The 20,470-nt window shown below is 73.1% G+C and carries 16 protein-coding genes; 8 read left to right on the top strand and 8 right to left on the bottom strand.

The window, feature by feature from the left end:
* Positions 1–27: 27 nt before the first annotated feature.
* Both AB0L06_RS01855 and AB0L06_RS01850 read left to right on the top strand, forming a co-directional pair.
* A complete protein-coding gene (locus tag AB0L06_RS01855) occupies positions 28–1,647 on the top strand; it encodes a serine/threonine-protein kinase (protein WP_500228993.1) in 1,620 nt (539 codons plus the stop codon).
* Positions 1,648–1,654: 7 nt separating this feature from the next.
* A complete protein-coding gene (locus AB0L06_RS01850; protein WP_500228992.1) occupies positions 1,655–3,148 on the top strand; it encodes an FAD-binding oxidoreductase in 1,494 nt (497 codons plus the stop codon).
* 9 nt (positions 3,149–3,157) lie between these two features.
* Here the strand turns inward: AB0L06_RS01850 and AB0L06_RS01845 are convergent, their stop codons facing one another.
* Positions 3,158–4,012 (bottom strand): hypothetical protein, encoded by an 855-nt coding sequence (locus AB0L06_RS01845; protein WP_500228991.1) that lies wholly within the window; start codon positions 4,010–4,012, stop codon positions 3,158–3,160.
* Between the two features lie 111 nt (positions 4,013–4,123).
* Between AB0L06_RS01845 and hisN the strand changes: the two genes are divergently transcribed.
* The 3 genes from hisN to lhgD all read left to right on the top strand — a co-directional run bounded on the left by hisN (position 4,124) and on the right by lhgD (position 6,551).
* Positions 4,124–4,936 carry a histidinol-phosphatase gene (hisN, locus tag AB0L06_RS01840; protein ID WP_500228990.1) on the top strand — a complete coding sequence of 271 codons (813 nt, stop codon included), beginning with the start codon at positions 4,124–4,126 and terminating at the stop codon, positions 4,934–4,936.
* 132 nt (positions 4,937–5,068) lie between these two features.
* Entirely contained in the window at positions 5,069–5,260 is a 192-nt protein-coding gene (locus AB0L06_RS01835) for a tail-anchor membrane protein (protein ID WP_500228989.1), read from the top strand.
* A gap of 112 nt (positions 5,261–5,372) precedes the next feature.
* Positions 5,373–6,551, top strand: coding sequence for an L-2-hydroxyglutarate dehydrogenase (gene lhgD, locus AB0L06_RS01830; protein WP_500229296.1), 1,179 nt, complete (start codon positions 5,373–5,375; stop codon positions 6,549–6,551).
* Between the two features lie 74 nt (positions 6,552–6,625).
* Here the strand turns inward: lhgD and AB0L06_RS01825 are convergent, their stop codons facing one another.
* Positions 6,626–8,080, bottom strand: coding sequence for a carboxylesterase/lipase family protein (locus tag AB0L06_RS01825; RefSeq protein WP_500228988.1), 1,455 nt, complete (start codon positions 8,078–8,080; stop codon positions 6,626–6,628).
* A gap of 60 nt (positions 8,081–8,140) precedes the next feature.
* Positions 8,141–8,755, bottom strand: coding sequence for a TetR/AcrR family transcriptional regulator (locus AB0L06_RS01820; RefSeq protein ID WP_500228987.1), 615 nt, complete (start codon positions 8,753–8,755; stop codon positions 8,141–8,143).
* 86 nt (positions 8,756–8,841) lie between these two features.
* Between AB0L06_RS01820 and AB0L06_RS01815 the strand changes: the two genes are divergently transcribed.
* Entirely contained in the window at positions 8,842–9,693 is an 852-nt protein-coding gene (locus AB0L06_RS01815) for an oxygenase MpaB family protein (RefSeq protein WP_500228986.1), read from the top strand.
* A 127-nt stretch (positions 9,694–9,820) separates the two neighbouring features.
* Positions 9,821–11,281, top strand: coding sequence for an aldehyde dehydrogenase family protein (locus AB0L06_RS01810; protein ID WP_500228985.1), 1,461 nt, complete (start codon positions 9,821–9,823; stop codon positions 11,279–11,281).
* A gap of 49 nt (positions 11,282–11,330) precedes the next feature.
* Here AB0L06_RS01810 and AB0L06_RS01805 read toward each other — a convergent pair whose 3' ends face one another.
* Together AB0L06_RS01805 and AB0L06_RS01800 are read right to left on the bottom strand one after the other, a co-directional pair.
* Positions 11,331–12,134, bottom strand: coding sequence for an SDR family oxidoreductase (locus tag AB0L06_RS01805; RefSeq protein ID WP_500228984.1), 804 nt, complete (start codon positions 12,132–12,134; stop codon positions 11,331–11,333).
* 31 nt (positions 12,135–12,165) lie between these two features.
* Positions 12,166–13,518: a cytochrome P450 gene (locus AB0L06_RS01800; protein ID WP_500228983.1), complete on the bottom strand. Its 1,353-nt coding sequence runs from the start codon at positions 13,516–13,518 to the stop codon at positions 12,166–12,168.
* Positions 13,519–14,229: 711 nt separating this feature from the next.
* Between AB0L06_RS01800 and AB0L06_RS01795 the strand changes: the two genes are divergently transcribed.
* Positions 14,230–14,853 (top strand): L,D-transpeptidase family protein, encoded by a 624-nt coding sequence (locus tag AB0L06_RS01795; RefSeq protein ID WP_500228982.1) that lies wholly within the window; start codon positions 14,230–14,232, stop codon positions 14,851–14,853.
* Positions 14,854–14,912: 59 nt separating this feature from the next.
* Here AB0L06_RS01795 and AB0L06_RS01790 read toward each other — a convergent pair whose 3' ends face one another.
* The 3 genes from AB0L06_RS01790 to AB0L06_RS01780 form a co-directional block, all read right to left on the bottom strand.
* Positions 14,913–17,867 carry an AMP-binding protein gene (locus tag AB0L06_RS01790; RefSeq protein ID WP_500228981.1) on the bottom strand — a complete coding sequence of 985 codons (2,955 nt, stop codon included), beginning with the start codon at positions 17,865–17,867 and terminating at the stop codon, positions 14,913–14,915.
* A 239-nt stretch (positions 17,868–18,106) separates the two neighbouring features.
* Positions 18,107–19,792, bottom strand: coding sequence for an AMP-binding protein (locus AB0L06_RS01785; protein WP_500228980.1), 1,686 nt, complete (start codon positions 19,790–19,792; stop codon positions 18,107–18,109).
* A gap of 217 nt (positions 19,793–20,009) precedes the next feature.
* Complete coding sequence (locus AB0L06_RS01780) at positions 20,010–20,375, bottom strand: DUF3054 domain-containing protein (RefSeq protein WP_500228979.1); 366 nt, start codon at positions 20,373–20,375, stop codon at positions 20,010–20,012.
* Positions 20,376–20,470 lie beyond the last annotated feature (95 nt).

Raw genomic sequence — 20,470 nt, 5'->3', positions numbered from 1 at the left:
CCGGGCGAATCGGTATCGTCTGGGGCCATGCCCCCCAAGGTGATCGCAGGGCGGTACGAACTCCTGGAGGTGCTCGGCCGCGGCGGCATGGGCGCCGTGTGGCGCGCCCGCGACCGCACGCTCGACCGCGAGGTCGCGGTCAAGGAGGTCGACCTGCCGCCCGGTCTGGCGGGCGACCAGGTCCGCCGGGTGCACGAGCGGACGTTCCGGGAGGCCCGGTCGGCGGCCCGGCTCGACCATCCGGGCATCGTGACCGTCCACGACGTCGTCGAGGAGGACGGGCGTCCCTGGATCGTCATGAGCCTCGTCCGGGCTCCCGCGCTCGACGCCCACATCAACCGGCAGGGGCATCCGCTGCCGCCCGTCCGCGTCGCCGCGATCGGACTCGACCTGCTGGACGCGCTGCGCCACGCGCACGCCGCCGGGGTCGTCCACCGGGACGTGAAGCCCGGAAACGTGCTGGTCAGGGACGACCGGGCCGTCCTCACCGACTTCGGGATCGCGTCGATCGCGGGCGATGAGACGCTGACGCAGACCGGCGTGGTCGTCGGCTCCCCCGCCTACCTCGCGCCCGAGCAGGCCCGGCACCAGAAGGCCACGCCCGCGTCCGACCTGTGGTCGCTGGGCGCGACCCTGTACGCGGCCGTCGAGGGGCGTCCGCCGTACACGCGCGACGACGTGTGGGGCGTCATGGCCGCCCTCCTCGCGGACGACCCGGACCCGCCGCGGCTCGCGGGCCCGCTCACGCCCGTCCTGACCGGCCTGCTCCAGCGCGACCCGGACCGCCGGATGGGCGCGGACGAGGCCGAGCGGGCCCTGCGCCAGGTCGTCCAGGCGCCCGCGTCCGCCCCGTCGACGCCGCCGGGCGGGTCCGTGATCGAGCCGCCGAAGGACCCGTCGGTGGACGATCTGCCCTACCCGCCGCCGCAGCCTCCCCCGCCCGGTCCCACGCCGGGGTTCGTCGACGTTCAGACCCAGCCGCCACCGGGGCCGGCCAGGCGGGTCCCGTGGCCACTCATCATCCCGGCCGGTGTGTTCGGGGTGTTGCTGCTGGTCGCGGTCATCGTCATGGCCGTCTTCCTGAAGGGCAACGAACGGAACGGCGCCGTGGGCAGCCATCCGCCGACGAGCCCCCAGGGGACGACCGCGGCGAAGACCCCATCGCAGGGAACGTCGTCGCAACCCCGGCCCGTCCCCAGCGGCTACAAGCTCTACAACGGCTCCGACTTCACCGCCGACTACCCCAAGGACTGGATGGTGGACGAGGGCGGCGGCCAACCCACGTTCAAGGACCCGGCGCCCGGCGTCACGCGGGGCATCTCGGCGTTCAAAGCGCCCGGAGTCTTCGTCAGCAACGCGGTGACGCTCGACCAGGTCAGCAAGGCCCTCAAGACCGGCGGCGACTACCACGACTACAACGAGGTCGGACGCAGGAACTCCGTGCCCGTCGGCGGCCACGACGCGGGCGAGTTGGAGTTCACGTTCACCCGGAACTCCAACGGGAAGGACGTCCAGGGCAGGGCCAAGGTCCGGGTCTTCCAGGTCAGCGGCGGCGCGGAGGCCGTCCTGTACGCCGCCGCGCAGAAGGACTGGGACGGCGGCCAGGCCGCGTACGAGGAGTTCTGCAAGTCCTTCCAGCTCAAGTGAGGTGGTCATGGCCTTAGGGCGGCGTACGTTCCTCCTGGCCGCCGGGGCGAGTGCACTGGCCGGATGCTCCACGTCCAAGAAGCCTCCCCGCGCGCGCACGAGCAGTCCCCCGCCGGCCAGCCCTTCGCCCACCGGCCCCGCCGACTGGAACGCGCTCGCGCGCGGACTCCATGGCCGGGTCATACGTCCCGGGGACGCCGACTACGACCGGGCACGGCGGCTCTACATCCCCCGCTTCGACGCCATCCGTCCGGCCGGGATCGCCTACTGCGAGAACGCGTCGGACGTCGCCGAATGCATGGCGTTCGCCACACATCAGCGACTTCCCCTGGCCTTGCGTAGCGGAGGTCACAACTACGCGGGCTGGTCCACCGGGACGGGCCTGGTCGTCGACGTCTCACCGATGGACGTGATCGATATCTCAGGCGGAAGCGTCGCGGTCGGGGCCGGCGTCCGGCTCGTCGACCTGGACGCGCGGCTCGCCCCGCGCGGCCTCGCCGTCCCCGGCGGGACGTGCCCGACGGTCTCGGTCTCCGGCCTCACGCTCGGCGGCGGGCTCGGCGCGACCTCCCGCGCCTTCGGCCTGACCTGCGACAACGTCGAGTCGCTCCGGATCGTCACGCCGGACGGGGTCGTCCGCGAGTGCAGCGCGTCGAGCGAGCCCGACCTGTTCTGGGCCTGCCGGGGCGGTGGCGGCGGCAACTTCGGCGCCGTCGTCGAGTTCACTTACCGGACACACCGGGTCGAGTCCGAAGTCACACCGTTCCGGATGAGCTGGCCGTGGTCGCGGGCCGCCGAGGCGCTGCGCGGCTGGCAGCGCTGGCTGCCGTCCGCCCCCGACGAGGTCTGGACGAGCTTCCAGCTGGACGCCACGCGCGGCGTCTCGGTCGAGGGCCTCGCGCTGTCCGACCCGTCCGGGCCCACGGACGCCCTCGCCGCCGCGATCGGCGGCGCGAGCCCCGCCCTGACCGTCCACCCCCAGCCCTACCTGGACGCCGCGCTGCGCCTCGCCGGATGCACGGGCCAGACCGTGGACGAGTGCCATGAGCAGGGAAGACTCCCCGGGCAGCGGCTCGAGGGCCGGTTCCCGCGCACCGACTACGCCGCCAAGTCGCACATCGCGCGGCGCCCACTCCCGGGCAGCGCGATCGACGCCCTCGTCCCGCGCGTCCGGGGACGCGACGGACGGTCGGTCCTGCTCGACGCGATGGGCGGCGCGATCGGCCGCGTCGCGCCGTCCGCCACGGCCTTCCCCCACCGCGACGCCCTGTTCAGCGTCCAGTACCTCGCACCTAGCGACGACATGACCTGGCTGCGCGGCGTCCACGACGCCATGGACCCGTACCTGCGCGGCGCCGCCTACGTGAACTACATCGACCCGGAGCTGGCGTCCTGGCGCACCGACTACTACGGCGCGAACGCCGACCGCCTGAGTGCCGTGAAGGCGAAGTACGACCCGAACGGCCTGCTCGCCTTCCCGCAGGCGATCACACCGCGCTGACGGGGTCGATCAGGTCTCGTCGAGGTGGTCGAACAGGGTCTCCGCGCGCGCCTCGGTCTCCTGCAGCACCTTGACGTGCTCGGGCGCCAGCTCCTCGACGCAGTCGGTCATCTCCTGCGTGACGTGCGAGAACGCGGTCTCCTCCGCCGCCCGCAGCGCGGCGCGGACGTTCGCCGAGCGGGCCCCGAGCGTGGCCCACTCCAGCTCCAGCCGCGCGACCGCCTCGTCGAACGTCCGGGACAGCTCCGTGCTCTCGCCGCGCAGCTCGTCCGGCACGTCGCCGCGTCCCGCCTGCCGCGCCCGCGTCGACAGCCCCGAGATCCGGCTCGCGAGCGCCAGCCCCTCCCGCGCCATCGGCAGGACGCCGTGGATCAGCTCGGTGACCGCCTTCGCGAGCTCCTCGACCCGCGTCAGCAGCGTCTCCGTGGCCTCCTCCAGCGCCGCCGACGTCCGCCCGGCGACCTTCTCGGCGACCTCCCGCTGCCGCCGGGTCAGCTCCGGGACGATGTCGCCCTCCAGCCGCCGCCGTAGTTCCCGCGCCCGTCCACCCGATTGATCCGTGGCCCGGACGCGCTCCAGCCAGTCGGCCCAGATGCGCTCCACCCGCTCCGCGCCGGACGCCGCGATCTCGGCGGTGATCTCGTCCATCGCCTCGCCGGCCCGGCTCTTCAGCCGGTCGACCCGCCCGTACAGGGCCTCCCGCTTGAAGGGGTCGTTCAGCTCGTTCAGCAAAGCCTGCAGCCGCCGGGACACGTCGATCGCGTGCTCCGCCAGCGGGACGAGCCGATCGGCGAGTTCGTCGAGCGTCGAGGCCCGGCGCGGGTCGGTCAGCTCGGCCACCCACCCGGGAAGGTCGTGCGCCATGCCCGCCATCGTCCCATCCCGACACGCTCCGCCGTCATTTCGCCACGCTCCGGCGGCGACCTTCGGGTATGGCTGTCGCAAGACGCGCAGGTCGCGGTAGCGTGTGCGGCCGTGGCGAGCTATTCCGATGACCTGCGGCTGGCGCATGTGCTGGCGGACGCGGCCGACGACATCACCACCAAGCGGTTCCGCGCCCTGGACCTGGCGATCGAGACCAAGCCGGACCTGACCCCGGTCAGCGACGCCGACCGGAGCGTGGAGGAGCAGATCCGGTCGACGCTGAGCCGGGCGCGTCCGCGCGACGCGGTGCTCGGCGAGGAGTACGGGCGCACCGCCGGCACCGGGGGCGGCAAGCGGTGCTGGGTCGTCGACCCGATCGACGCCACCAAGAACTTCGTCCGGGGCGTCCCGGTGTGGGCGACGCTCATCGCGCTGATGGAGCACGACGAGGTCGTGGTGGGCGTGGTGTCCGCGCCGTCCCTGAACCGGCGCTGGTGGGCGATGCGCGACGGCGGCGCGTGGACGGGCCGCAGCCTGAACCGGGCGCAGCGGATCCAGGTCTCCCAGGTGGCCGACCTGTCGGACGCGTCGCTGTCGTTCTCCTCGCTCAGCGGCTGGGAGGAGCAGGGACGCCTCGACCGGTTCCTCGACCTCACCCGGTCGGTGTGGCGGACGCGGGCGTTCGGCGACTTCTGGTCGCACATGATGGTCGCCGAGGGCGCCGTCGACATCTCCGCCGAACCCGAGGTGTCGCTGTGGGACCTGGCCGCCCTCCAGGTGATCGTCGAGGAGGCCGGCGGCATGTTCACCGACCTGTCCGGCGTGCCCGGACCGGACGGCGGCAGCGTCGTGTGCACCAACGGCCAGGTGCACGCCGAGGTGCTGAAGACCCTCGGCGGCGGCCGCCTCACCCTCCGCGTCTGACCCCTCCGGGGCCGCTGCCTGGGGAATCTCACGGGCCGCCGCGCTCGACCACCGGGGAAACGCGACATATCGTGGAACCGGCGGCCCGCCCCGGCCGTCTGAATAGGTGGGCGGTCGTACGGAGGTTCAGACATGTCATCGCCGGCAAAGTTCGCCATCGGCGGCGTGATCGTCGCGTTGGTGCTCTGGTTCTTCCTGCCGACCTGGGTGGTCGGTCTGCTGGTGCTCGCAGCGATCGGCGTCCCGGTCGCGGGTTACCTGATGCTCGACCCGTCGCAGCGCAAGCGGGTGCGCAACCAGGGACGCAAGCGCCTGGGCAGCTGACCGGCCGGCCTCGTTCGGCCTGACCGGCGTGGCCGGAACCGGGCGTGCGGGGCCGGGCGGCTCAGCCTGGGCAGTGGCCCGGTCCGGGCCGTAGGGTGCCCAGGTGAGCGGAATGCGCATCGGCGTGGTCGGCGCGGGCATCCTCGGCCTGGCCGTGGCGCGCCGCCTGGGGGAGGTCCGCCCGGGCGCGGAGATCATCGTCCTCGACAAGGAGGACCGGGTCGCCGCGCACCAGACCGGGCACAACAGCGGCGTCGCCCACGCGGGCCTGTACTACGCGCCCGGTTCCCTCAAGGCGACGCTGTGTCGGCGCGGGATCGGCCTGCTCAAGGAGTACTGCGCCGAGCGCGGCCTGCCGTACGAGGAGTGCGGCAAGGTCGTCGTCGCGCGGACGACGCGCGAGCTCGAGCCGCTCCTGGAGATCGAGCGGCGCGCGACCGCGAACGGCGTCCCCGGGCTGCGGCGGCTGACGGCGGCGGAGCTGCGCGAGGTCGAGCCGAACGCGCGGGGCGTCGCCGCCCTGCACTCCCCCACGACGGCGATCGTCGACTTCCCGGCGGTCGCCCGTTCGTACGCGCGGGACGTGGTGAAGGCGGGCGGCGAGCTCCGGCTCGGCTTCGAGGTCGTCCGCATCGCGCGGCGGGGCGACCGGGTCGCGGTCGCGTCCCGGGACGAGGAGCTGGTGTTCGACCGGCTGGTGATCTGCGCGGGTCTCCAGTCCGACCGGGTGGCCCGGCTGGCGGGCGACGGCCCGGGCCCGGCGATCATCCCGTTCCGCGGCGAGTACTACCGGCTGACCAGGCCGGATCTGGTGCGCGGGTTGATCTATCCCGTCCCCGACCCGCGCTACCCGTTCCTCGGCGTCCACTTCACGCGGCGGGTGGACGGCGGCGTGGACGTGGGCCCGAACGCCGTCCTGGCGCTGGCCCGCGAGGGCTACCACCGCCGCGACCTGAACCTCCGCGACCTCAGGGAGACCCTGGCCTGGCCCGGTTTCGGCGCGCTCGCCCGGCAGCACTGGCGGACGGGCGCCAAGGAGGTGTACGGGTCGCTGTTCAAGCACGCCTTCGTGAAGGAGGCGCGCTCGTTCGTCCCGTCCCTGCGGACGTTGGACGTGGTGCCCGCCCCGTCCGGCGTGCGCGCGCAGGCCATCGACCCGGACGGCTCGCTCGTGGACGACTTCCGCATCAGCACACTGGGCCCGGTCACGTCCGTCCGAAACGCACCGTCACCAGGCGCGACATCATCCCTGGCCATCGCCCGCCACGTCGTCGCAGAGGCGTTCGAGTAGGAACCCCGCACAGCCCTCAGCCGCGCAAGCGCGACCGCACGGCCGCGAGGACATGGACGCCGAGTTCGCGGGGGTCAGTTGGTCCAGAGGCGGCGGAGGGGGTCGTTGGGGGCGTTGACCAGGGGGTTCTTGGGGTCGCCGAAGCGGCGGGTCTGGCGGGTTCCGGGGGTGTACCGGGGCCAGCCGGGGGTGCCGGTGGTGGCGTAGTCGACCCAGACCTTGTGCATGGTGTCGGCGAGGGGCTGGGGCGGGTTGGGGCCCGCGAGGCCGTCGGGGGTGAGGGTGTCGAAGACGAAGCCCAGTTCCAGGGCGTGGCAGGCGCCGACGTCGTGGACGGGGCTGCGCCAGGCGAACTCGTACATCCAGGTGCGGGCCTGGTGGGCCTGGGCGACGCGGGTGGCCGGGATGCGGAAGAGGGCCTCGCTGATGACGGCCATGAGCTGTTCGCCCGGGGTGGCGTAGAGGTCGCGGTGGGCGTCGACGACGGGCTGCGGGACGCCCAGCGCGGACGCCATGGGGTCCACGAACTCGTCGGTGACCAGGTCGGCCAGGCCGGCCGGCATGAAGAAGAAGCGGAACTCCTCGGAGTTGTAGCCGATGAGGAGGTCGGCGCCCGCGCCCGCGCCGTCCGCGATGGCGTCCTCGGGGAGGCGGGTGAGCAGGTCGCCGTCCAGGACGGGGACGTGGGACATCAGGGTCCGCACGGTCGAGGCGCCCCAGCGGGCGGGGTCGGGGAGCATGGAGACCTCGGCGGCGACGGCCGCCTGGACGGGGATGATCCGGGACGGCGCGATCTGCGCGAAGGACGCCGCGGTGGGCTCCGCGCCGAGGCGGGCGGCGACCTCCTTGATGACGAGCGTGGCGTCGTCGGCGGTCTGGGCGGCGTTGCCCGCGCCGCTCTGCGCGACGGCGCGGCGGAAGAGGCCGAGGTCCAGGGAGAGCAGCGTGGTGACGCTCATGGCGCCCGCGGACTCGCCGAAGACCGTGACGTTGTCCGGGTCCCCGCCGAAGGCGGCGATGTTGTCGCGGACCCAGGTGAGGGCGAAGATCTGGTCGAGCAGGCCGCGGTTGGACGGGGCGTCCGGGAAGTGCGCGAAGCCCTCGACGCCGAGGCGGTAGTTGAAGTTCACGCAGACGACGCCGTCGCGGGCGAAGTTCGCGCCCGAGTAGGTGGGGACGGCCCCGGAGCCGTTGCGGAACGCGCCGCCGTGGATCCAGACCATGACCGGCAGCCCGGAGCGTCCGGGGTCGGGCGTCCAGACGTTGAGGTTGAGGAAGTCGTCGCCCGGAACGACCGGCTCGGGAATCAGGCGGTCGAACGGCCTGGGGTAGCCGGGCTTGGGGGCGGTCGGGCCGTACTCGACGGTGTCGCGGACGCCGTCCCACGGCTGGGGCGGGCGCGGCTCGCGGAAGCGGTTCTCGCCGAGGGGCGGCGCGGCGTACGGGATGCCGAGGTAGGCCGAGACGCCGTTCTCCAGGATCCTGCCGCGGACCTTGCCGTGGCGGGTCGCGACGATCGCCGACTCCATACTCGCCTCCGGTTCTAGAACAAGATTCGGAGGTTGCAGCCTAACCCGGAAGGCCGGGGTCTACCCAGGCAGGAGCCGGGTGAGATGGCCGCGGGCGAAGGCGCGGATCTCGGCCTCGTCGCCGAGCGGGATGCCGCCGTCGGGCAGCAGCAGCACCGACACCGCGACCCGCAGCATCACCTCGGACGCGACGGAGATCTCGGTGGGGTCGACGGCGGGCAGCGCGCGGCGCAGCCGGGCGGCGAGGATGTCGCGGGCGGCCAGCAGCACCGCGCCTCCGTTCATGCCGAGCTGCCGGACGAACACCTCCGGCTCGCTCTGCAGGACGCGGGTGATCAGCGGGTGCGAGCGGGCGGCGGCGAGGCCCGCGACGAAGCCCTCGACGACGGCGTCCGCGGCGTTCTGCTGGCTCGCGGTGGCGTCCGACAGCGCCGTGAGGAAGAGCCGGACCTCGCGCAGGTGGACGGCCTGGAGCAGCTGCTCCTTGTTGGTGAACCGGCGGTAGATGGTCGTGCGGGCGACCCCGGCGCGGCGGGCGACGTCCTCGACGCTGACCCGCCGCAGCCCGTAGGTCACGAACTCGGCGAGCGCCGCGTCCAGGATGCGGGTGTCCAGGTCGTCGGGGTCCGGGGCGGCCTCCAGCAGCCCGGTCAGCCGGATCGCGTCCATCGTCATGACCGCAGCCTATGCTGGCCGTCAGAAAGGAACATAGTTACAATCATGATGCCTTTGTTCCTCCGCGGCACTCCCGGCGGTGACCCATGACGGCCACGACCCCTCCCGCTCCCCTCGGTCCGACCTCGCTGACCTGGACCTACTTCGCCGACACCCGGCTGCTGCTGGTCGGGCCGCGCGCCGCCGTGCTGCAGAACATGCTCCCGGCGCTCGGCCAGGGCGTCCTGGACCACTCGGTCTTCTTCGACGAGACGTTCGCGCGGCTGAAGCGCTCGGCCGGGCCGATCCTGAACACGATCTACGGCGGGACGGACTCGGCCGCGTCCGGACGCCGGGTCCGCGACTTCCACCGCGACATCAAGGGCGTCCTGCCGGACGGCACCCGCTACCACGCGCTCGATCCGGACACCTACTTCTGGGCGCACGCCACGTTCCTCGACCACCTGATCCACGGGATCGAGACATTCGTCCGGCCGCTCACCGTGGCCGACAAGCGGCGTATCTACGCCGAGTCGAAGACCTGGTACCGGATGTACGGGGTCAGCGACCGGATCATGCCCGAGACCTGGGAGGACTTCGAGGCGTACTGGGAGCGGACGCTCGCGGAGGTCCTCGTCGCACACAAGACCGCCCGGTACGGCGTCGGGTACGTGACCAAGGGCCTGCCCGCGCCGCCGAAGGTGCCGAAGGCGCTGTGGCGCGCGGTGTCGCCGCCGCTGAACGCCGTCGCGCGGTTCATCACGGTCGGCGGCTGCCACCCGCGCATGCGCGAGCTGCTGAACCTCCCGTGGGACGAGTCGGACGAACGCCGGTACCAGCGGTTCGCGGCGTTCGTCCGGCGGTTCGGGGTGTTCTGGCCGGTTCTGCCGGAAGCCGTCCGGTACCTTCCACAAGCCAGGCGCGCCTTCGCCCGCGACGGCCGCCCGCGCGTCCGCTGACCACCGGCCGCCGCCGGCCAGGGCGCTTTCCGCTGGGCGGAAAGGCGCGGCGCGCGGACGGCCGTCCAGGGCGGACACTGCGCGGAAGACGACCCGTCGCGACGGCGCGGCCCCTGAAGGAGTCACCATGCCCATCACCCGTGAGCTGCTGATCGGCGGCAAGAACCTGCCGGCCCGCTCAGGGCGGACGACCGACGACGTCTCCCCCTACACCGGCGAGGTGTACGCGACCGTCGCGGCGGCCGGGCCGGAGGACGTCACGGCGGCCGTGGACGCGGCGGACGCGGCGTTCGAGGAGTGGGCTGCGCTGTCCCCGTTCGCCCGCCGCGCGATCTTCCTCCGCGCCGCGGACCTGCTGGACGGGCGGGCGGGCGAGGTGATCGCGCTGATGGCGGCCGAGGTCGGCGGGACGACGCCGTGGGCCGGGTTCAACGTGATGCTCGCCGCGAACATCCTGCGCGAGGCCGCGGCCGCGATCACCGCGCCGCGCGGGGACGTGCTGACCGCACAGCAGGAGGGCGTGCTCGGCCTCGCGATCCGCGAACCGGTCGGCGTGGTCGCCGCGTTCTCCCCGTGGAACGCGCCGGTCATCCTGGGCGTCCGGTCGGTGGCGGCCGCGCTCGCCGCCGGGAACACCGTCGTGATGAAGCCCAGCGAGGACGCCCCGGTCGCCTGCGGCCTGCTCATCGCGGACGTGCTGCACGAGGCGGGCCTGCCGGACGGCGTGCTGAACGTCATCACCAACGACCCCGCGGACGCCGCCGGGATCGCCGAGACCCTGATCGCGGACCCGCGCGTCCGGGCGGTGAACTTCACCGGCTCCACCGGGGTCGGCCGGATCATCGGCACGCACGCGGCCCGGCACCTCAAGCCCGCGCTGCTGGAGCTGGGCGGCAAGAACGCGATCATCGTCCTCGACGACGCGGACCTGGACTACGCCGTCGACGCCGTGACGTTCGGGGTGTTCATGAACGCGGGCCAGATCTGCATGTCCGGCGACCGCGTGCTGGTGCACGAGTCCCTGGCCGCCGCGTTCACCGAGCGGTTCGCCGCCAAGGTCGCGGCGCTGCCGTCCGGGGACCCGTCGGTGCCGTCCACGGTGATCGGGCCGCTGGTCACGCGGACCGCCGCCGAGCGCGTCGCGGCGCTGGTGAAGGACGCCGTGGACCGGGGCGCGACGGTCGTCACGGGCGGGGGCGAGCCGGACGGCGCCGTCCACCCGGCGACCGTCCTCACCGGCCTTCCGCGGGACGCCGAGCTCTACCACGGCGAGGCGTTCGGGCCGGTGTGCGTGATCGACACGTTCGCCACCGACGACGAGGCCGTCGCGAAGGCCAACGACAGCGAGCACGGCCTGACCGCCGGGATCATCACCGAGAACGGCACCCGCGGGCTGCGCGTCGCGCGGCGGCTGCGGACCGGGATCGTGCACGTCAACGACCAGTCCGTGGGCGACGAGCCGCAGGCGCCGTTCGGCGGGTTCGGCGCGTCCGGGCACGGGCGGTTCGGCGGCCGCTGGGGCCTGGAGGCGTTCTCGAACACCCGCTGGGTGACCGTGGCCACCGAGCAGGCGCACTACCCCTTCTGACCGCCGAGGACCCCGGGCCCCTGGGCCCGGGGTCCGTCGGTCGGGGCGGTCAGCTCCGGATGCGGGCGTCGTAGGAGCTGCGGGCCTGGTGGTCCCAGTCCAGGAAGACCTTGTCGAGCCGGTACGTCCGCATGACGGCCTCGCGGACGCGCTCCGGGAACAGCTGGCCGAGCCTCGTCGGGAACGCGAGGCGCGCCGGGACGACGACCTGCGCGCGCGGACGGCCGATCGCCGCGACGACGGCGTCCGCGATGTCCTCGGGCTCGCAGTTCTTCTGCCCGCGCGGCGAGGACGTCCCCGCGATGAGCTCGGTGTTGGTGAAGGACGGCAGGACGGCGGTCACGTGCACGCCGCTCCCCAGCGCCTCCAGCCGGGTGGCCTCGGTGAACACCACGACGGCGGCCTTGCTCGCGTTGTAGAGCGCGAGGCCGGGCGTCGGGAGCAGGCCCGCGAGGGACGCGATGTTCACCACGTGCCCGCGCCCGCGCGGGAGCATCCGCTCGAGCGCGAGCTTGGTGCCGAGCATGACGCCGTGCACGTTGATGTCCATGCAGCGGCGCGCGTCCGCGTCGGATTCCCCGGTCACCGGCCCGATCGGCATGATCCCGGCGTTGTTGACGAGGACGTCGACGGGCCCATGCGCGACCTCGGCCTCCGCGAGGAACGTCTCGAACGACTCGCGCGACGTGACGTCCACCGGGAGCGCCGTGACGCCCAGTTCCTTTCCTGCGGCCTCCACGGCGGACGCGTCGATGTCGCCGATGACGACCGTCCCGCCCTTGGCCTTGCACGCGCGCGCGGTGGCGAAGCCGATGCCGCGCGCCGCACCGGTGATGACGACGACCTTGCTCATGGCAGACGCTCCTGGCTCGCGGCGGACGGGGTCACGGCAGACGCTCCAGATGGACGGGGAGGCCGTCCTTCGGGGACGGCAGGGAGGTGGTGTCGAGCGGCCAGGTGTAGCGTCCGGGCACGCTCCACCGGTACCGCAGCAGCCACTGGTGCATGACGCTCTTGACCTGCATCCCGGCGAAGTGCAGGCCGATGCACTTGTGCGCGCCGCCGCCGAACGGCGACCAGGCGTACTTGTGCGCCTTGTCCTCGCGCCGCTCCGGGGAGAACCGGCCCGGGTCGAACTCGTCAGGATTCGCCCAGACGCTCGCCATGAGGTGGTTGGTCATCTGCGGGACGACCACGGTGGTGCCCGCCGGGATGTGGAAGCCGAGGATCTCGGTGTCCCGGACGGCCTTGCGCGGCAGCGCGGGCACCGGCGACACCAGCCGCAGCGACTCCTTCATGGCCGCGTCGATGCCGGTCATGGCGGGAAGGTCGGCGGAGTCGAGGACGGACTTGCCGAGCGCGAGCGACTCGTCCCGCAGCCGCTCCTGCCACTCGGGGTACTTGGCCAGGTGGTACGCCATGCTCGTGAGCGTGATCGTGGTGGTGTCGTGCGCCGCCATCAGCGCGAAGATCATGTGGTTGACGACGTCCTCGTCGGTGAAGCGGTGGCCGTCGTCGGTCTCGGCCGCGCAGAGGGCGGCGAACAGGTCGTCGCCGCCGTCCCGGCGCTTGGCGGGCAGGTGCGTCCGGAAGAACTCCTCCAGGACCCTCCGCGCCCGCAGGCCCTTCTGCCAGCGCAGTCCCGGCACCGGGAAGCGGACGTAGGCGGTCCCGGCGCGCACGGCGTCGACGAACGCGCCGTTGATCCGGTCGGCCTCCGCGCGGTCGAGGTCGACGCCCATGAACACGTCGGTGGCGAGGTCGAGGGTGAGCTGCTTGACGTGGTCGTAGACCTTGAAGCCTCGTCCGGGGATCCACGCGTCCAGGCCCTTGCCGATGCTCGGCGCCATCGTCTCCTGGTACGCCTGGAGCCGCTGCCGGGTGAACGCCTGCTGCATGATGCGCCGGTGGTGCAGGTGCTCCTCGAAGTCGAGCAGCATGATGCCCCGGGTGAAGAACGGCCCGATGAAGAAGCTCCACGCGGGGCCGTTCGCGAACGCCTTGTCCCGGTTGACCAGCACGGCCTCGGCGGCCTCCGGCCCCTGGACGGTCACCGTCCGCTGTCCGAGCAGCCAGCTCCAGCTGACCGGGCCGAACCGCTCGTACCGCTCCCGCGACAGTTCGACCGGACGCCGCATCGCCTGCAGCGTGCTGCCGACCAGGGGGATTCCGGGTGCACCGACGACGGGCTTGAGGTCGCTGCCCGGGGGCGGGGCGGCGAGGACGCGAGTGGCCATGCGGTACCTCCCTGGCACCCACCGGGACGACCGCTCGCGCGCGGCTGCCCGCGGGGCCGAATGATCCGGCGCGCTACAAAAGGGCGTACTTTGTTCCTCTGTTGTAGCGTGCCGCTTCCCCGCGTGTCCAGAGGTGCGACACTCCCCCCGTCCCGAGGCGCGTGGAGCGTCATCCGGTGGCCATGCCCTCACTTCCAGCGTCGCCCATGGGCGAAGGACCGGCAAAGGTTGGGTCTCGCCCGGGAGTGTCGGCTAACTCCGGCGGCGCGCTTCCGGCTTAACGTCCTGATCATGCTTGCCGGTCTCGCGCTTGTCGCCACCTCAGCCTTCGCCGCTCCGTCCGTGCCCGCGCACGTGGCCGTCCCGGCGAGATCCGCCGCGGTCGTCCCTGCGGACCCCTATCCGGACGACTACGAAGAGAATCCGTTCTTCCACCTCAGACCGACTCCGCGGACGCCGAGGGGCTTCCCTCCGGACTACGGTCCGTCCGCCCCGCCGAGAAGCTTCATACCGCCACCGCCCAGTGAGCACACCGAACAGCACGCGCCGACCCCCGCAAAACCCGTCGCGCCCGCCACCGCACCCGTCACCGCGCCCGCCCCTGCGCCCGTCGTTAAGCCCGCCAAGCCTGCCCCCGCGCTCGTCGCGAAGCCCGCCAGGCCCGCCCCCGGGCCTGTCGCGAAGCCCGTCTGGCCCGCCCCCGGGCCTGTTGTGAAGCCCCCTGCGCAGCCCGCCAAGCCCGTCAAGCGCCACCCCAAGCGCAGGGCCATGGATCTGCGCGCCGTCCAGCTGCGCCTCAAGGAGCTGCACTACGTTCCCGGGCCCGCGAACGGCGCCCGCACCGAATTCACCAAGAACGCCATCTGGGCGTTCCAGAAGGTGAACGGCATGGCGCCCACGGGACGGGTGAACGGCCGCCTCGTGCGCGCGCTCACCCACCCGAGGCACCCGCGGCGGCTGACCGCCGACCGGTCCCCCGACCACGTGGACATCGACCTCCGCCACCAGGTCCTCACCGCGTACCGGGGCGGACGGATCCGGATGATCTCGCACATCTCCACCGGCTCCGGAATGCACTACTGCGAGAACGGGCACTGCGGCGTCGCGCACACGCCGTCCGGCGACTTCCGCGTGATCCGCCGGATCCCCGGCTGGCACCGGTCCCCGCTCGGCTACATGTACCGGCCGCTGTTCTTCCACGAGGGCTTCGCCATGCACGGTTCACTGTCGGTCCCGAACCGGCGGGCGTCGCACGGCTGCGTCCGCCTGCCGATGCTCGCCGGGGACATGCTCCCCGGGATGGTGAGCAACGGCGAGCGCGTCCACGTCCACTAGGAACGCCCGTCACCAACGTCCGCTACCCGGCTCTGACGATCAGCGCCGGATAGCGGTCGCTAGCGCGATAGTCGGCGGCGGGCGGCGGCCGTGAGCGGACGGTACGCGCCCGCCGGGTCGCGGTAGTACGTCTCCCCCGCGTCGGGCTCGGGCACGCCCTCCTCGCGCAGGGCGCGGGGATCGAGCCGGTGGCCGAGCATGACGGGGATGGCGGCCACGACCCGGACGACCGCCGGACGCAGCTCCGGCTCGACCCGCAGCAGCGTCTCGGTCAGGTCCACCGGCTTCAGCTCGGCGCCCGGGCACAGCGTGATCGCGGCGGCGACCAGCTCGGAGTCGCCCGCCGGGACGCCGTAGACGGCGACCGCGTCCACCTGCGGCAGGTCGCCGAGGGCGTCGCGGGCCGGGCCGGGCGGGACGATCCCGGCCGCCGTGCGGATCAGCTCGGCGTCCCGTCCGACCAGCCAGAAGTCGCCGTCCTCGTCGCGGCGGAACAGGTCGCCGGTGACCTTCCAGGCGTCCTCGGGGGCGAACACGCCGCGCAGCGGGCGCCGTCCGAGCTGCACGGTCTCCGGGCGGACGCGGGCCAGCAGCATCCCGATCTCGCCGGGCGCGCTCTCCTCGGCGAACCCGTCCGGGCCCTCGACGAGCCGCCCGTCCTCCAGGTCGTAGCGGGCGAGCCGGACGCCGGTGCTGCCGGGCAGCGGACGTCCCAGCGAGCCCGGCTTCTTGCCGCTGAGGTTGACGAGCACGGCCTCGCCCTCGGTGGACGCGTAGAACTCCAGCACGCGCGCGGGCGCGAAGCGCTCCTCCACGCGCCGCCACAGCCCGCGCGGCATGCCGGACCCGATGAACAGCCGCACCGGGTGGTGCAGCTCGGCCGGGTCCGGCGGGGCGTTGACCAGGTCGCGCAGCAGCGTCCAGGTGTAGGACGCGACGGTCACGCCGTAGCGGCGCGCCTCGTCCCAGAACGTCTCGGGGTCGTAGGCGGACGCGAGCGCCAGCCGCGACCCGGCCGCGGCGGCGCCGCCGAGGCTCATCATCAGCGCGGACGGATGCTGCAGCGGCGTGATCGAGAAGACCGTGTCGGCCGGGGACAGCGCGGCGGACGACGCCGTGCCGAACGCCGACAGCGCCCAGCGCCGGTTCGTGATGCGGTTCGCTCGCATGTGCTCGCCGTCCCCGGCGAACAGGACGAAGGCGACGTCGCCCGCGCGGCCCGGGTTCGGCCGGTACCAGGCGGGTAGCGGAACGGCGTCCGGGTCGATCTCCTCCATGTCGGGGATCTCCGGGCCGTCGCCCCGCGTCTGCACCCCGCCCAGCAGGTGGACGGGCAGCCCGAGCTCCGCGGCGGCCGACGCGTTGTCCGGGTCGGCGATGACGCGCGTGACCCCGGCGAGCGCGGCCTCCCGGGCGGGATCGCCGTCCGGACGCATCAGCACCGCGACCGCGCCGAGCCTGCTCAGCGCGGCGACGAGCGCGAGCGCGGTGGGACGCGTGTGCATGAGGACGCCCACCGGGTCGCCCTGCCGGACGCCGATGTGGATGAGCCCCTTGACCACCGCGTCGATGCGCTTCTTCGCGGCCTCCTGCGTGTGGGCGCGCCCGTGGTAGAGGAAGAAGACGTCGTCCGGGGCGCGGTCGTGCTGCTCGTCCAGGAGGAGGCCGAGCGACATGCGCGTGTCGTGCTGGATGCGTTCCAGGCGCGCGAGCCTCGGCAGGTTCTGCGTCGCCTCGTGCGCGAGCAGGCGGCCGCCGTGGACGGCGCGGGTGGCCGTCCGGACGGCGGACCGCAGCGTGTTCGTGCCGACCCCGAGGGCGAGGTTCAGGCCGTACCCGGCGGCTCCACCGGGCGGGGCGGGCGGGACGGCCTCCTCGTCGCCGTCCACCTTCCGCACCTGGGACGGCAGGTCGGCGGTGCCCGCGCGCCACCGCGCCCACGCGGCGACGGTCGGCCAGGTCTGCGCCATGGCGAGCGATCCGACGACGAGCCCGAAGTGCCCGGCGCGCAGCGCCGTCTCGTACACCTCGGCGCGCGGCGCGGCCCGCCGGATGCCGCGGACCATCGGCGGCGAGGCGATCTCGTCCACCTCGCCGACGAACGTCAGCACCGGGCAGGTGATGTCGGCGAGGGTGACCAGGCGGTCACCAATGACGAAGCCGCCGGTCAGCATCCGGTTGTGCTGGATGAACTGGCGGACGAACTCGTTCAGCGCCGGGCCCGGCCAGGCGACCCAGCCGGTGCGCTCCAGGAACTGGCGCTGGCGCTCGCGCGGCGCGAGCGCCTCGCGGTCGTGCAGCTGGAGCAGGAAGTCGACCCGGCTGCGCACCGACTTCACCGGGCTGAGCAGCTGGAACCCGGTGCGCGTCACCCATCCGGGGACGTCGAAGTTGCGGAGCAGGGCGTCCGGGACGCGTCCGGCCACGTCGGTCGCGAGCCAGCTCGGCAGGCCGAACGGCAGCGCCACGGACACGTCGGCCGGGCTGCCGAACGTCACCAGCGACTCGATGCCGCGGCTGCGCCGGTAGGCGGCCGTCTGGTAGACGAACATGCCGCCCTGCGAGTAGCCGCCGAGGTGGACGTCGCGTCCGGTCGCCGCACGCACCCGGTCGATCGCGTCGCTGACCGCGAGGACGTGGTCGGTGACCGTCCGCTCGAGGCCGCCCGGCTCGCGCTCGGGGGCGCCGAAGTCGACCACCCACGGGTCGACGCCGAGCCGGTGCAGCTCGGCGACCGCGCTCACCCGGGACGAGATGTCGTACACCTCGGCCGTGATCATCAGCGGCGGGACGAGCAGCATCACCGGCCGCTTGTCGTCCTCGAAGAACTGTGCTTCCCCCTCGGCGGGGAAATAGTGGCGGAGCCGATAGGTGCGGCGTTGCGCGACGACCTCGCTGGGCGAGGCGTCCTCGTCGGTGGCCAGGCCGCCGAACCGCGCCACCTCCAGGGAGTTCTGCGCGGTCGACCCCAGCCGCGCGCCGAGCCGGAGCAGGGACCTCGCACCAGAGGGCATCGTCGACCTTCCGCCGGTCACGTCACGTAGACCACCATCAACTGTTTTATCAACAAGTGATGGTGTCCGGACGTGATCTTGTCCTTGACGAAGGTCCAACGTGCCGAAGCTCACCCCCTGTTCCCCGGACGGGCCCACCCGCCCGAGGCACGGAGGCCTCATGGCCCACTCGGCGCGCCCTGCTGCTCGGCGCGCGCCCTGCTACTCGGCGCGGGGCATGCTACTCGGCGCGGAGCGTGCTACTCGGCGAGGCGGGCGTTCGGCAGCCGCCCGGCCTGGAACTGCTCCCACATGTAGCGGCGGCGCGGCTTGCCGCTGGACGTGCGCTGGATCAGCCCGGTCCCGACGATGATCGTGACCTCGACGTCCTCGCCGACGCGGCGGCGCAGCATCTCGCGGACGTCGCCCACCCACGCCTCGTCGTTCGTCTCGGCGAACAGCGCCAGCCCCTTCTGGCCCGCGCCCGGCACGGCCGTGACCGTGATCCGGCCCTTGCCGAGCCTGCTGACCTCGGCGATGCGCGCCTCCAGGTCCTCGACGTAGACGGACCGTCCGCGCACCTTGATGCTGTCGCCCATCCGTCCGAGGACGAACAGCCGTCCCTCATGGAAGAACCCGGCGTCTCCGGTGAAGACGGACCAGCCCCGACCAACCGACCCCGACCGACCTCCCGGCCCATCGGCGAACCGCGTCGACTTGGCCTCGGCGCCCGCGTAGTAACCGGGGCACGCGGACGCGCCGCCGACGACGATCTCGCCCAGCAGCCCCTCGGCCAGCTCGTTCCCGTCGTCGTCCAGGATCTGGACCGGGACGTCCTCCTCGGGCGTGCCGCAGCCGACGATCCAGCCCGACTTCGCGCCGTTGGACTGCGGGCCCAGCTCGTGCTGCTCCAGGATCCGCACCGGCTGCCCGAACGCCAGCGACGCCGGGTCGGGACGGACGGCCAGAGGCAGCCGCCAGGCGTGGTCCATCGTGACCAGCAGCGTCGTCTCGGCCATGCCGTAGGCGGGGAAGAACGCCTCGCGGTGGAACCCGAAGGGCTCCACCAGCTCGGCGAAGATCTCCAGCGAGTGCGGGTCGATCGGCTCGGCGCCGATCAGCGCCATCCGCCAGCCGGACAGGTCGACGCCCTCGAGCTGCTCGGGCTTCACCCGGCGCGCGCAGTAGGCGTAGGCGAACGGCGGCGCGGCGGTGTGCGTCGCGGTCGCGAAGCAGCGGATCCAGCGTGCGGGGTCGCGGATGAAGTGGTCCGGCCGCATCAGCTTCAGGTCGCACTGCAGCGCGATCGGGGTGATGAAACAGCCGATCAGGCCCATGTCGTGGTACAGCGGCAGCCAGGACGCGACCTCGTCGCCGTCCCGGAACCCGGCGGTGCGCGCGATCAGCTCGCAGTTCGCCTCGAGGTTCTCCCACGTGACCATGACGCCGCGCGGCGCGCCGGACGACCCGGAGGTGAACTGCAGGATCGCCAGCTCCCCGGCGGGCTGCACCTCCGCCTCGTGCTCGGCCTGGCGGGGCGCCCACGGCTCGCCGGGAAGGCCGGCGTCGGCCATGGCACGGGCAGCGAGCGGGGCCAGGTCGTCGGACGCGATGGTCAGCACCGGCTTCGCCTGCCGCAGGATCGCGGCGACGTGCGCGACGTAGTCGTCGCCGTCCTGGAACAGCGGCGGGGTGACCAGGCAGACCGTCGCCCCGGCCGCCCACACCCCGAAGTAGGTCTCCACACAGGTGAAGTCGGTCGGCAGGACGACGCAGACCACGTCGCCGGGCCGCACGCCCGCCTCGATCAGCGCACCGGCCGTGCGCCGCGCCGCGGAGGCCAGCCGGCCGTAGTCGTGGTGGTCCCAGCCGCCGTCGTCGGTGGCGAGACTGACCCCGCGTCCGGTGTTCGGCTTGTCCAGCCAGTCCCGCAGTGCGGATGCCATCGGTGTCCCCTTATGCGCTTTCTGTCCCGGTCACTCCCGTGACTCGTGGGTAACTTCACCAGCGTCCGGCCGTCCGCGTCAACAGCCGCCGGACGGCCGCGCGAACCGCCCGCGCGGCCCACGCGTCCGGGCCGCTCAACGCCCTCCAGCGTCCCTTCGGCCGCCCTTCAGAACACCGCGAGGGCCGTCGACTCAGGCCCGCGTGCGGGCCGTTGGTTCAGGCCACCCGGGTGCGGCGGCGGACGAGCGCGGCGACGGCGCGCCAGCCGAGCAGCACCAGCCCGAGGAACAGCGTCGCGACGATCACGAACGCGACGGCGATCCCCTGCCCGGAGACGACGCGCAGCAGCATGCCGACCGCGACGGCCGCGACCCAGATCCCGACACCGGACGGAACCAGCCGCGCCGGATCCCGCCAGGCGCGGGTGGCCAGCCAGCCGATGAGCGCGCCCGTCAGGAACGGCCACGCCGTGTTGAGGAATCCGGTGACGCTGGACGCCTCGTCGTGTGATGCCCGCCCGATGGCCACGAAAACGAGCACGCACACGGCGTCCAGAACCGCCGCTCCCGCCACTTTCCGCATATCCCCAGGCTAATGCGCCCGTCCGGCAGCCCTGACCGGCCCCGGACGCAAGGAGACCCCGACAACGCCGAAGGCCCGATCCGGATTCGGATCGG

The sequence above is a fragment of the Spirillospora sp. NPDC052269 genome (assembly GCF_040679435.1).
Taxonomy (GTDB): Bacteria; Actinomycetota; Actinomycetes; order Streptosporangiales; family Streptosporangiaceae; genus Spirillospora.
The sequence above is the reverse complement of the archived record's forward strand: the minus strand, read 5'-3'. Positions and strand labels throughout refer to the sequence as shown.